At 59.0% G+C, this 14,203-nt stretch carries 8 protein-coding genes; all 8 read right to left on the reverse strand.

Annotated features, from left to right (window positions below):
* Nucleotides 1-23: 23 nt before the first annotated feature.
* Nucleotides 24-836: a transketolase gene (locus tag RDU76_06515; GenBank protein ID MDQ7798579.1), complete on the reverse strand. Its 813-nt coding sequence runs from the start codon at nucleotides 834-836 to the stop codon at nucleotides 24-26.
* A 3-nt stretch (nucleotides 837-839) separates the two neighbouring features.
* Nucleotides 840-1,484: a fructose-6-phosphate aldolase gene (gene fsa, locus RDU76_06520; protein MDQ7798580.1), complete on the reverse strand. Its 645-nt coding sequence runs from the start codon at nucleotides 1,482-1,484 to the stop codon at nucleotides 840-842.
* A gap of 112 nt (nucleotides 1,485-1,596) precedes the next feature.
* A complete protein-coding gene (locus tag RDU76_06525; GenBank protein MDQ7798581.1) occupies nucleotides 1,597-3,276 on the reverse strand; it encodes a POTRA domain-containing protein in 1,680 nt (559 codons plus the stop codon).
* Between the two features lies 1 nt (nucleotide 3,277).
* Nucleotides 3,278-6,658, reverse strand: coding sequence for a hypothetical protein (locus tag RDU76_06530; protein ID MDQ7798582.1), 3,381 nt, complete (start codon nucleotides 6,656-6,658; stop codon nucleotides 3,278-3,280).
* 4 nt (nucleotides 6,659-6,662) lie between these two features.
* Entirely contained in the window at nucleotides 6,663-7,520 is an 858-nt protein-coding gene (locus tag RDU76_06535; GenBank protein ID MDQ7798583.1) for a hypothetical protein, read from the reverse strand.
* 78 nt (nucleotides 7,521-7,598) lie between these two features.
* Nucleotides 7,599-8,411, reverse strand: coding sequence for a hypothetical protein (locus RDU76_06540; protein MDQ7798584.1), 813 nt, complete (start codon nucleotides 8,409-8,411; stop codon nucleotides 7,599-7,601).
* Entirely contained in the window at nucleotides 8,408-11,668 is a 3,261-nt protein-coding gene (locus RDU76_06545) for an FG-GAP-like repeat-containing protein (GenBank protein MDQ7798585.1), read from the reverse strand. Before RDU76_06545 ends, RDU76_06540 begins: the two co-directional genes overlap by 4 nt.
* A gap of 33 nt (nucleotides 11,669-11,701) precedes the next feature.
* Nucleotides 11,702-14,176 carry a PorV/PorQ family protein gene (locus RDU76_06550; GenBank protein MDQ7798586.1) on the reverse strand — a complete coding sequence of 825 codons (2,475 nt, stop codon included), beginning with the start codon at nucleotides 14,174-14,176 and terminating at the stop codon, nucleotides 11,702-11,704.
* Nucleotides 14,177-14,203: the final 27 nt, after the last annotated feature.

Raw genomic sequence — 14,203 nt, forward strand, 5'->3', positions numbered from 1 at the left:
TATGTAACGCATCTTTGATAGCTTTATAACTGGAGTTCTCTCATTGCCATTTCATATTCTTCCTTATCCGGCGCCCGGCCGTGCCAGCCGGCCTGGTTCTCCATGAAGGAAACGCCCTTGCCCTTGACCGTCCGGGCTATGATGGCGGTGGGCTTTGTCTTTGACTGCCCCGCCTTGATGAAGGCCTTCTTGATCTGTAGAATATCATGCCCGTCAACTTCGATGACGTTCCAGCGGAAGGACCGCCATTTGTCGGCCAGCGGGGCCAGGCCCATCACCTTCTCCACCGGACCGTCTATCTGCAGGTTGTTGTAATCCACAATGCCGATAAGATTATTCAGCTTGAAATGTCCGGCGGCCATGGCCGCCTCCCAGATCTGTCCCTCCTGCAATTCGCCGTCGCCCATCAGGCAAAAAACCTTTGATTTACTGCCGTCCATTTTCAACCCCAGCGCCGTTCCGGCGGCAATGGACAATCCCTGTCCCAGCGAGCCGCTGGACATCTCCACTCCCGGCGTCTTCAAACGGTGGGGATGCCCCTGCAAGACAGAACCCAGATGCCGGAAGGCGGCCAGATGCTTTTTTGAAAAGTAATCCGCTTCGGCCAAGGCGGCATACAGCACCGGGCAGGCGTGGCCCTTGGATAAAAAGAACCGGTCCCGCTTTTGCCATACGGGATTCTTGGGATCGTGTTTCATGATGTCGAAATACAGGACCGCCAGGATGTCGGCCGCCGAAAGCGAACCGCCGGGATGCCCGGAGCCCGCCTGATAGGTCATCTCGATTATATCCCGGCGTATCTGTCGGGCTATTATTTTTAACTGCGGGAGGGTCATCTTTTATTTCTTTGCCTTGGCCCAGTCGTCGTTGAATTTCTTGATCCCGATATCGGTCAGGGGATGCTGGGCCAGCATCTTCAGCACGTTGAAAGGCACCGTGGCGATGTGGGCCCCTATCTTGGCGCAGTCCAGCACATGCAGGGGCGTCCGGATGCTGGCCGCCAGCACCTGGGTGGGCAGATCGTAGTTTCCGTAGATCTGGACGATCTCCTCTATCAGGCCGATGCCGTACTCCGAGACATCATCCAGCCGGCCCACGAAGGGGCTGATGAAGGTGGCCCCGGCCTTGGCCGCCAGCAGGGCCTGGTTGGCCGAAAATACCAGGGTGATGTGCGTCTTGATGCCCTGGGCCGAAAGTTCCTTGACCGCCTTCAGCCCCTCCAGGGTCATCGGTATCTTGACGGCCACATTGGGGTGGATCTTGATCAGCGGCTGGGCCTCCTTCAGCATGCCGGGGGCATCGGGGCTTAGCACCTCGGCCGACACCGGCCCGTCCACTATGTCGCAGATCTCCTTGACCACCTGGGCGAAATCGCGCCCCTCCTTGGCGATCAGGCTGGGATTGGTGGTCACCCCGTCGATGATCCCCCAGCTGGCGGCTTCTTTGATCTCGGACACGTTGGCGGTATCTATGAACAGCTTCATTTTAGCGCTCCTGCATTAATTAAAAAACCTTCGTTCCTGATGATGAACGAAAGCGACTGGTGACCTGACATCGGGTTTGATTATACTTAAAATGCCCGGGTTTGTCAACCGCCTAGAAATCGCTGTTCAGGCTGACATGGACCTTGCCCTGTCCCCAACCGTCACCCCGCCCCAGCCCGTAGACCAGGCTGATCCAGCCCAGGGCGCTGTCCATCCGGAAGCCGGCACCGTATCCGGAGCGGTAGCCCCGCAGCCCCCTTTCCGGATCATAGTAATAGCCCAGGTCATAGAAGGGGAACAGCTCCAAACGGCGGTCCGGCAAATAGCGGTATTCCAGATTGCCCCAGGCCAGCTGGTTGGCGATGAACTGCTCCTCCCAGTAGCCCCGCAGGGAGGCGGCCCCCCCCATGGAGAACTGGTCCGGCCGGGGAACGGGCTTTTCGCTGGAGATCACCGCCCGGAGATGGGCGACCGCCGAAAGGGCCTGCCGTTTGAAAATATCCCGGACCTGGCTGGCGTCCAGTTTGACCCGGGAGACCGTCAATTGAACCGAGGGGTTATAATATCTCTTGCGGCCATATTCGATCTCTAATTTTGACCAGAAGCCCCGGGGGCTGACAGACCCGTCCCGGTAATCGGCCTCCAGAGACCACAGCGAGTTGTATTTGATGTTCCGCCCGATAAGCTGGGCCGACCCCGGCACCACCCTCACCGCCTCGGCCCCCGCTCCGGCGGTGAAATGCTCTCCGGCCGGAAGATCCGCCATCAACCTGCCCGAGCTTTGGGTGTAGGTGGAGTCCTCTATGCGGTGGCTGACCGCGGCGGTAAGGCCCAGGTTCAGGGAGAATATCCAGGGGGTGGAGAATTCGGCCGACAGCCGGCTGTTCTCCTGGCGCAGGCGCTGCCAGCTGATCTTGGCCCGGCGCCCGACCCCGCCCAGATTGGAGAAGGCCATGTCAAGGCTGCCGGTCAGCCAGCCGTTCTGCCGGGTCTGATCACGGTTGTATCCCAGGGCACCGAAGATATTGTTGTAACGCCCTTCCTCCAGGGCGATCAGCAGGTTCTCGGATCCCGCCCGGTCGCCGGCGGTCAGAACTGGCTCGGACACCGTCCGGAAAAGCCCGCTCTTGATGAGTCTGGCCCGTCCCTTTTCAATGTTTTTCCGGTTGAACACCACTCCCGGAGCCAGGCCCGATAATCTCAGCAAAGCATACTCTTTGGTCTGGAGATTGCCGGAAAACCTGATCTTATCTATGTTTACCCGGGAGCCTTCCACGATCTGGTAACTGTAATCCAGCCGGCTGCCGGACAGGGAGAAATCCCCGACCGCTATTCTGGCATGGGGGAACCCGTTATCGGCGTATACCAGGGACAGCGCCGCAATGTCACTTAGTATCTGGCCTTCCGAAAGAGTACCCTTCGGCCGGACAGATAGCTGGCTTTCCAGGTAATTCCGACCCAGATAGCTGTTGCCGGTGATTATTATATTTCCGGCCCTGGGAATGATGCCGTTGGTTATCTTTACTTTGGCCTGGGTGCTGTCGGGCGAATACTCCATCTCCAGCCCGGCCAGAAAACATCCGGCCCGGTTCAATTCCGCCAGCAGTTTGTTCAACCCCGCCGCCAAGCTTTCCGAAGACAGGCCGGTTCCCGATTGAAAGCCGATAATGGCATTCATCTGCTTTGGGCTGAACGGAGACTGCCCGTCATAATCCATCCGCCGGATCACCGCCGGCCAGGCCGCCGAAGCCAGGGTCAGCACCATGGCCGCCGGCAGAATGTATGCTCTCATTTTAAAAATAAGCCCTGACCTCCATCCTTCCGTTGTGAGAGGTTCTGCTCCCGGATTCTTTCCGGCCGTCATAGGAAGCGGATATGGTGAAATAGCTGTTCATGCGGTAATCGTAAGTTGCCCGCCAGGTCTTGGTCCAGTCCAGGGGGCGGGTGTAGCGGAACTCCGGCGGAATGTTTTCCCAAAACTGGTCGGCCTTCCGGTAGGTCGCCCCGGCCTCCAGCCTAAGCTGTCCGGACAGAGACAACTTCCGGGACAGGCCGGGGGACAACGACCAATGCTGGAAATTTGTGACCGGCACCGCCAGGTTATATCGCTGGGTCCTCTCTCTTCCGGCCTCCAGCCTGGCGTTCAGATCAAGCTGCCGGCTGAGGCTATGCAATATATCAGTCCCCGTAAAATCAAGCCGGACGCTGCTTTCCAGGCCCACCAGCTCGTTGTAGGCCTCCGTTATATTCGATGAAAAAAAGAACGATAACCGGGTCCTGTCATTCAGGGGATACCCTAACTCGGCTTTCCGCTGATTGCTGCGGCGCACCGTGGCGGCGGACAGGGTCTGGTTGTCGCGGTCCCTGCGCCAGCGGTACAGCAGCCTGGTGTTCCAGCCGCCCCCGGCATAATAGCCGACATCCCCCGAAAGCTCCATCGACCCGGAAATATCCCGGGGATGGCTTTCCAGCGACGGCAGGGTGGCCAGCAGGGCGGGGTTTAATTTTCTCAGGGATTTTACTGCCGAAAGAGCCGCCAGGTCCAGCCGGAAACCGGTCCACCAGGCCGGAGAAAAGTACTGCCCCGGGTTGAACTGCAGATAGCTTCTGGCCGAGATCTCGCTGGCCCGGCTGGACGGCCCCTCCTCCAGTATCTGTTTCAGGTAGTTCCCGGCGGTGTCGGGATAGTAGGCTCCGGAAAGGGAATCGTAGCTGTAATCCCCGGCCCGGTCCGGCACCTTGACATACACCTCCTTCAAGAGGCGGGCCTCGGTGGCATTGAGGCTGTAATCCAATCCGGTTCGAAGGGACTGCTGCCAGGCGGAGTGATCCACCCTCAGCAGTCCCAGGTTGCTTTTCTGGCCCTGTCCCGGGGAGTTCGGCCGAAGGACCTTGCTGCGGTAGGTGTGATCCAGGCTCAAGGCCAGCGATCCCCCGGCGCCATACTTCAGAAAACTGCTGACCTGATCGGTATGGCTGGTTCCCTGCCAGACCTGCCCCAGACTGTCACGCGACAGGTCCTCGCGCCGGGAATAGCGGCTGCCCCAGTCAAGTTTTTTGGGGCGGCAGGCAAACCCCAGGAAGCCTTCCATTATCCGGCCTCCCGAAGAGGCCCCGCTGTGATAATGGATATCGTCCAAAGTATTGCTGCCACCGGCCTGGTAACTGACAATTCCCCGGGAGAGATCAGCCTCTGTCCGGTGCTCCTGCCGTCCGGCCGAAGACAGCAGGCTGTCGATCCAGGCCCGGCCCAGCAGGGTCTTCCGGTAATCATAGGATACGCTCAGGGCCGGCCAGGGCTTGAAGCTGGTGGACCCCTGATACTTGCGCAGCCACAACCCGTCCCTCAGATTGAGCCGTCCCCAACCCCCGCCGACCTTAAGATATCCGGCCGGCCAGTAGCCGGCCTTATATTCCTGGGAACGCTGCCCCTCCAGGGGATCATTTTTCTTGAGGCCGGTCCAGCCCCCCAGCCCCCAACGGCTCTCGAAATCGCCCTCGGCCAGGCCCAGCTCCGGCCGGAAATCGCTGCCGTATGATATGCCCCGGCCGGATACTTCAAAACCGCCCCAGCCCAGGGTGTCCCGGCGCCAGAGCAGATCGTACCTGCCGCCGTCGCCGGCATTGTCGCCGTCATCCTGCGCCGACAGGGTGTTCAGATCCTTCCAGGTCCTGGCCCCGTTGACCGCCAGCCGCCCCCCCTCCCAAAGGGTATTCAGCTGCAGTCCCAGCGATCGGAATTCTTCGGGACGGGGATATCTTTTCAGAGCCGCGTAGTCGCCTTTCCCCTGACCGGCATAGACAAAAGCCCCCAGGACACTGTCATAGAGGTAATCCCCTTTTCCCGAACCCATCCAGGTGAAGGACACGGCATATTGGCCCAAACCCCTTCCGGCATACAGGTAGACGGAGTCCGGTTTATCGTAGTCCCCGGTGCCGCTGTCGGCCAAAGACCCGCCGTCGCCCCAAAGCTTTGTGGTATCGTCCCCGGCCTCGGTTAAAACCGATCTCCAGACATCGTTCATCTCCCCGGCTGACGGTTGTTTGGGGTCGTCGGATTCCTGGTAATAGGCGCTGCTTATCAGCAGATTCTTCCCGGCATACAGGTCGCTGCTGACAAAATACAGGTTTCGGGAAAAGCTCTCCAGCGAGTATTCGAACTCGGCGGTGATCCTGGAATCATCGGTGATCATCCGGCGGGGGGTGAACAATATCTGTCCCCGGTCATAGTCCAGGGTATAATCGCGGTCGCTGCCCCGCTGCAACAGCGTCCCGTCCAGCCAGATCCGGTCGCTGTTGGCCAGCACCCGGAAGAAATTGGACCCTTCCGGCACCGTAAGCTGGTAAGGACCCTGTATCCCGTCCCGGCCGGAGAAACGGACATAGCCCGGCTTCCCCTTGGCGCTGGACACCGAGAACCCCAGGGAATTGGACCGGTAGGAGAAGGCCGCATCCAGCCCCTGCAACTGGCGCTGGACGTTAAGCAGCTGCTGGCGGTGGTACGACAGGTCGTAATCGCCCACCACGGCCGACCAGTTGGAGGAGTTGGCCCGGATGAATATCTTGTCGATCTGGCTCAGCTCCTGGGTGCTGCCGCTGACCGGCATTCCCTGGTCGGACAGCAGGGCGTTCACCTCCAGGTCCTCTCCCAGGCGCCCGTTGACCCTGACGTTCAGGGACTGGTCCAGCGACAGGTCCCTCCCGCTGCCCAGGCTTATTCCCACTGATTTGCTGCCGCCGAATCTCAGCTGTCCGTCCCTGGCCTGCAGCCATTGGCTCAGGCTGTCGGATCCGGCCGGCCGGCCCGAAGCCGGCAAGGGAATCAGTCCAAAGGTATCGGGGAATAACTGCAGATGCTGTCTGTGCGGCGGTATCTGCAGAGGCAGGGCCGAATAAATAACATTGAGAGTATCCCCCCTGGCCAGGGGCGATGCCAGGTAGATGGTTCCCTGGTTGTAATCGATGACGTAATCCAGATTGCGCAGCAGGAGCTTCCCCCCCACCAGGGCGCTGTCGCTGCCGGCAAAAATAAAGGGCGCCCCCAGCCGGTATTCATTCAGGGCGGGGTCGCCGGCCAGCATGATGCTTTTCCGGATCGGTGAGATGCTCTCCGCCCCGGAATAACCCAGCCACAGGCCCAGGACAGCGATGGTTATGGCCGTGCTGGTCCGCATAGAGCTAAAACTTGACGAAGGTCAGGCTTCCATCCTCGGCCACAATTCCTCTGCCGAACGGGCTCAGGGCTACGGCATAGGGCCTCCGGAAGGGAACCCCCAACTGTTTGACCCACTGTTCGCCCTCATAAACATACACCCCGACCATCCCCTGTTCCGGCTGGCAGACCCACAGCCGCCCCAGGTAATCAAAGCCCACCGCCTGGGGATGGTTCCCCACCGTTATCTGCAGGGTGCTGTGCCTGGCCCCGTAAAGATTATAGAAAATGATGATCCCGCTGCGCGAATCGGCCAGGGCCATAATGTTCCGGGAGGCATCAACCGAGATCGAGCCGGGACGGAAAACTCCCCCGCCGGACAGCTCGATGTGAAAACTCCGCAGGTCGTATCCTGACCGGTCAACCACCTTGACCTGGGCGTTGCTGCCGTCCAGCAGATAGATGTCACCGGAGATGGTGGCGGCGCCGGTCGTTGCCGAGATGCCGGAAAAGCCGGCTTCGGACAACTGCTGTCCTTCCCGGTCGAAGCACTTGATCTTCCGGTCCAGGTTGTTCATCAGCCAATAGCAGTCAGCCCCGCCCGCTATTAGAACATCCCGGGGCTGGGACAGATCGGAACGGAATAGTTCCGTTCCGTCCCAGCCGGCCGAGGCCAGAACCCAGCCGGCCGCCTGGGTATAACAGGCATTGCCCGATCGGTCGGCGGCCAGTGAGGAGACCTGGGAGATGATCTGGAGCGGATAGTGCAGTGCGATATCAACCGTCCGTTCATTCATCCTTGCCGAGGGCCTCGGCGGGTCGATATAGGCGGTGCAGGAAAGGGCCGCCAGGCCGAAGACCAGCAGATATTTTTTTGGCTTCATGATGTTCGATCCCCAACAACCAAAAAATCCTCCGAGGCTGCATCCACAGGTGGGAGGATTTTTGGTTTATCGCTGAATTTAAAAACTTTTTCCCAGGGCCACCCCGATATCGCAGCTGCGGGTGGTCAGGAACTTAAACTGCCAGCTCTCCCCGTGCTCCGCCCTTTTCAGCCGGTTTTTGTTGTATCGCTTGGTCAAACGGGCGGCATTGACCGCCGAAAGAAGGTGGTTCAAAATGGCGGCCCCGTAGGAGTAGCTTATCCGGTGCAATGCCTCCTGGCTCCTGACCCGCAGGCCCCGGTATTGATACCAATCAGCCTGGGTCTGCCAGGCCCAGTCATCGGGGGACCCGTATAGCAGGCCGGCCACATAGGTTTCCTGGGCCTGGGGGTCATCGGGGTAGATCATCCGGGCCTCGGCCCAGATATCCTCGTTGTACCAGTAACTGCTGGGGTATTCATAGATATTCTGATAGTAGATATCCTCGGTCTTTTCCGGGTTGGCCCCGGCCTGCTGGGCGGCAAAGTTGCGGTAGTCACGCTTCCACATCTCCCCCTGAAATTTGGAGAAGGCGGCGAAGGACCAGATCATGGCCTCGGCCCCCAAAAAAACCTTGGCCTGGGTCCTGGCCCCGGCATAATACTCGCCGGCTCCCGGAAGGACCAGAGACATGAAGAAAGCTTTTTTTAAGGATTTCTTCGGGACTCGTATTCTTTCAGTTTGGCTGTTGGGATCCTCGGGAAGGGGTGCAACCGAAGGCCTGATCTCAACCTCATTGATTCTCAGGCTATCGGGCCTTGGCTTATCACCTTCAACCGCATTCCCCGCCGCCGGCAGGCTGCCGGCCAGAAATACCGCCAGCATAAATGTATAGATAGAATGCTTCGTCATCGTATCACCGCCGCTTTCAATATCTGATATTGGGTGTCGTTAGTGGATACCGCCTCCAGCCGGATCAGGTAGACACCGAAGGCCAGGTTGCCCAGTTTCCACAATATTTCGTTCTCGGTTCCGGCAAACCCCGGCTGGCTGAATTCCTGGACCAGGTCCCCGGCCAGGTTGAAAACCTTGATATTCACGCTGGCTTGAGCGTTCAGGGAGAATCGTATCTTGGCAAAATTCCCCCGGGCCGGATTGGGGTACACATAGGCGTTGGCCAGCAGTTTATCCGAAATCTTCAGCGGATGCCGGGAAAGGTCCCAATTCAAGTATCCGGAGTTGGCCTGGTCGTTATGGAACCCGGTCCAGTGGCTGGTTTGGATGGAGAAGGCCGACGGCAGGCTCCAGGCATAAACCATTCCGTCATCGCAGCCGATGGCCAGTTCGGTGCCGGTGGTATCGCCGTCCAGATCGAAGGCCAAAGGCGTGGAATAGGTGCGACCCCCCAGGGTCAATGGGAAGCCGGCCGCGTTGGTACCGTCATGGTTGAAGGCCATCACCGCATTGTCCGGGGAGCCGATCACGATCTCCGGCAGACGGTCCCCGTCCACATCGGCCATTACCGGAGAGGACTGCACCAATTGTGATGAAGACACCTCCACCGGGAATCCCTCCACCGCAGTGCCGTTATAGTTGTAAACATGGAGTTTATTGTTGATGGCCACCGCCAGTTCCAGATATCCGTCCCCGTCGATGTCGCCCAAGGCCGGAGAGGAAATAATCGTATAGTACAGCCCGGTAAAATCAATAGGCCAACCCTTTAACATCTTGCCGGCGCGGTTGACCGCGGAGATGCCCTTGTTGGTGCAACAGATGATATCGGGGTTTCCGTCCCGGTCGATATCTCCCACCGCCGGGGAGGAGCTGACCATATCGGCCCAGGGCTTTAATGCCGGGAATCCCGCCACCAATCCGCCGTTCCCCTTGAAGACGAACACCCGGCTGTCGCCGGAAAGAACGATGATCTCCTTGCCGGGCGAAGCTGGGTCAATATCCGCCAGGGCCGGAGTGGAACGGGTCTCCATAGCCAGATCATATGGAAAGCCCGTCAGCATATTCCCTCGATGGTCCCAGACATGAAGTTTCATATCATCGCCGGCCGCGATCACCTCCAGGGTGTCGTCGCCGGTGACATCGCCCAGGGCCACCGAGGAATATATTGGCGCAGAAACATTGACCGGAAATCCCGGCATTGGCGTGGCGTGGTAAACCACATAGGGATTGCCCATGTCAGATAGAACTGTATCCGGCTGGGGGATCAGGCTGAACCCGGATACCTGACCCTCGGTCATGGAATATGACGAGGTGATGAACACCTCGGGCACACCATCCAGATTTATATCCGCCACCGCCGGTGAGGAATAAACATAACTGCCTTCCTTGACCCGGGCGATCTCGGCCCGGATGCTTATCGTGTCGTATCCGGCCAACACCGTATCGCGCTCCTGGTTGAACAGCCCTGAACCATCAGCCTTCCAGGCGTACAATCTGCCCAGCACCCCGGCGGCCAGCACCGCCTTATAGGATGAATCGGTGCCGGGATGCATGGTCAGGTAATTGGCGCTGTTCCAGTCCACCGTATCCCCCAGCACCGCCGGGAAGCCCGGCACCGACCAGCCCACCTTCACCCGGGCCTTCATGGTATCCCCCGGAAGAGAGATATTGTAGATGGAGATATGGGTGGAAGAGCCGTCGTTGGCCAGGCTGGCCGGATCGCTGGCGTCATCCAGCCGGTCGTTGTTGCCCCTGAAATAGGCATCGTAGGGGCTGGCGATGGTGGAATAAGGCGAGCTGACCCAGTGCCGCAGGTCCTGGATGTGGTCGGCCTCCAGCAGATAAATGGCCTTTACATTGCCGGTCATCAGGCTGTTGTCATACCAGCGCTGCCGGATCAGGTCATCGTCCACATGATAGACCAGCAGGCCGCCTTTGCCCAGGTCGAAGGGCAGTGACATATCGTAATCATCCACCTTCACCAGCACTCCGTTTCGCCAAACCCTGACGGCACTGCTGTCCGATCCGTAGCCGTATATCGAATCTTGATAAATTACCTGATCATTGGGGTTGGCCCAGGCCCGGCGGTTCTCGATCAGATAATACTCGTGGGAGTTGATGGGGATCTTGACGATGGCCCTGGGATCCTTGGCCACCCAGGCAAAGACCTGCTCGCTGTCGTCCCCCGGCTTGAGCTCGATGGGTTCGGCCCAGCCCAGAAACACCTTGCACCAGGCCGAAAGATGCGGCGGCACATAGGCGTTCATGTTGAAGGAGCCCCAGGACATCAGCTCCCACTCCCCCAGCCCGGCCGACTCGTAGGTGTAGTCGTAAAGGTCCGGCAGGCCCAGCTGGTGGCCGAACTCGTGGGCGAACTCGCCCTGCGACCCCAGCACCATGCCGTCCTGGCTCTGGGTGGCGGCGTCCAGTATGCCGTCGTAGATGGTATCCAGCCCGGCATTGGCGATCAGCGGCTGGTCGCCCAAAGAGATGAACACCGAGGGGATGTCGGCCCCCCAGGGATCGGTCTGCCAGCAGGAGCCGGCATGAATGATCATATATGATTGGTAATCGCGGAAGGAAATGTTGGCCGGATCCTGGTCGGCCGCCACGATGGCGTCCCGGAACAGGAAATACAGCCCGGCTCCCCAATTGTCCCAGTTGTTGTAATAGTCGCTGTAGAATGACATCTGGTGCGGCAGGGTATAGGCGGCGGTATCGCCCTTGGGAAACTGCTCGAACTCGATATGGAGTTTCCCGTAGGAGACCGCCCGGTAGTAATTGCGCATGGCCAGCATCTGGTTGTGGATATAGGTGCTGTCGTGGGGCGGCTCGTAATAGAGGTTGTGCCCCTGGGCCGGATCGTTGTTGGTGTAGACCGGCTCCCCGTTGCCGGCATAGTCGAAATGCCCGTTCCCGGTGGTATTGATGTCGCTGTCCAGCTGGAACTGGGCCTTGATCACCAGCACCCTGATGGTGTCGGGGGTGGCGGCCTTGATGCCCTTTTTTGCCTTGGCGGCCCGGATCCCGCCCAGGATATCGCGGGTGGAGACGGCGTCCCGGTAGCCCCTGGGCTGCTGTTTGATCTGTTCGGCAATGGTCATGGAGCTCTTCCAGGTCTCCTTCAGGCCCCTCAACTCATCACCCTGCAGACTGCCGGCCAGCAATGCCGTTATCAAGGCTGGCCTGATTATGTAATTAAATGAAAACCTCAAGATGCCTCCCCCGATTCATAGATTTGAATGATTTTAAAACACCGCCGACAGCGAGAATTTCTTGTTGAAATTCTGCAGGTCGCCGCCCGGCTCCATGGCAAAGTCAAATTGTATCTTGCGGAATCCCACCCCGGCGCCGTAGGTGGGTCCCTTGATGTGTCCCACTTCGTCCAGTACATAGCCGGCCCGCAGGGCCAGGCTGGCCGGGCCCAGGTACCAGTACTCCATCCCCAGATGGTGGACCACGTCCTGGAGCTCTTCCTTCCACGGCCGGTCGGGGGAAAGGTCGACGATGGTCTTGGTGAAGTCCCAGGCCGCGGTCAGTTTGGAGTATTTGCCGTCCAGGATGTCGTAAGCCGTGCCGACCCTGAGGTTGCGGGACAGGGGATCGGCCTCCTGGGCGTCGATATAGGTGAGCTTGGGCCCGATGTTCTGGACGTTCAGGCCCAGGGCCAGACCGTCGAACGGCCCGTGATAAAGCAGCCCCAGGTCCACCGCCCAGGTGGTGGCGATCCCCTTTCCCTGCTCGCCCGGAGCCCCGAAGGGCGCCAGGTGCGAATAGATCAGCTTCAGGTTGATCCCGCCGGCCAGGTTGCTGTATATTTTGTTGGCATAGGTGAGGGTGGGCGAGAATTCGTAGCTGGAGAAGGTCCCCAGGACATGTTCATTTTCATCTATCCGCTGGTTGGTCCCTTCCGAGAGAAAGACCACATTCCCGCCGAAGACCCCCCAGTCCTTTACCGGCTGGGCATAGGCGATGAACTCATAATACATGTCCCCCACATCGCTCCAGATCTCGGAAAGCCAGGGGGAATGCATCATGGTGGCGTAATGCGGAGTGGGCTCCACCTTTCTTTTCAGCGAGCCGGGCAGGGCCGATTCCAGCAGTTTCCGGTTCAAGGCGGTAAGATCTTCAATGCTCAGATAATCGATCCCCTCCTGGATGTAGCCCCGGGCCGCCGGATCCAGGTCTTCATTTTTGAAATATTCGGCTCTATATAAAGCCCGGTTGGCCAGCAGCTGGTTCAGCCCTCCCAGCAGCGATTCCTTGTCCTCCCGGCTGACAACCTTGTTGGTCCGGTATCTGTCGCAGATGGCGATGAATTCAGAAGCCAGCAAGCTTCTGATATGCATCTGGGGCGAAGCCAGGGTTTTTTTGCGGTATGAGGCCAGGTCGGACGGAAACAGGATTTCCAGGGCCTCCCGTTTTGCCTTTAAGGCCGGCAGGTTGTCCTTCTGTCCGGCTTCCCCGGTTTCATAGCCGTTGATGACGGTATTCATGAATTCCAGAACGCCGGTCTCCTCCTCCGGGGTCATTGCCTGCTGGCCCTGATATTTCTTCAGGCTTTCCCAGCCCGGTTCCCCGATCTTATTGACGATATACAACGACAGGGAGTCTTTCCCCATTCTCTGGGCGTAAGGTTTGATGATCTCCGGCAGGTAGCTTTCCAGCAGGGTTCGGTTCAGCTTGATCGAGTTATCCGGGCCTATCTTCCGGTGATCGACCGTCAGGGATATCTGCCGGGGATAGGCGGCCTCCAATAGTTGCATATTGAATAATGCCAGGTCTTCGCCTTTGAGGCCGGCCGCCGATCTTTCTTTCAGGGCATCAGACAACACCACGTTAGCCAATCTGGCGGGCTGGTAAAGTCTCCCCTTGATTATTTTGCTGAACTCCGCCGCCAGGACAGCCGCCGCCGAATCAGCCGGCAAGCCGTTTTTCAGAACGGTCCTGCTGCGCGAAGCAAGCCTGCCCCAGAGGTATCGGGACAGGGGATCATCGGCCGCCACCAGTTGCTGGACCAGTCCCAGGGGATCGGCAAAATCCCGGGAGGCCAGCTCATTTTTATCCCGGGAATATTTACCGGTCAGTACCAGCTCCCGGACGGTTGGCGGGGTTTCCATTCCATCCAAAACCGACCGGCGATAGATATCCCGGTCGGACGATATCTGTTTGTTCAGGCGGTATAATACGGTCCATCTATCCTGCAGGGTCATCACGCTGTCGGAGTTGAAGATGGCGGCCCGGGCGGTGCTGTCCAGCCACCCGGATACCAGCCGGTAAGCCCGGCTGTCCCTGGTGGAATCACGCAGCAATTCGCCCAGCTTGTTCCAATCGGCAATATCCCCCGCGGTCAGCAGGGGCGACTGCCCGGCCTGCAGGATGATGGATGCGGGATCGAGCAGGTCCGGCTGCTGGAACAGATAGAAGGCGTCCTTCTCCTGCAGGTTGGACACCAAGACCGCCCAATCCTTGATATCATCCTCCTGGAAATACTGGACCGCATCCGGCATCAAAAAGGCCAGCCCGGCCGGGTTGAAATAGGTGGCGGTGGCGTCGTCGGAGATGGCGGCGAAGGCGCTGCCCATACCGCTGGGCCTGGCCCCGGGACGGATCAAAAGGAAGATGGCCCCGCCCTCGGATATGGCGTAAGCCGGGCCGGTTGCCAAACCAAGGAACATCACGGCCAACAGCATAACGATGCCGGTTGATCTTTTAAACAACATTGAATGAACTCCCCTAAAGTTTATCTT

Source organism: Candidatus Edwardsbacteria bacterium (assembly GCA_031082425.1).
Taxonomy (GTDB): Bacteria; Edwardsbacteria; AC1; order AC1; family EtOH8; genus UBA2226.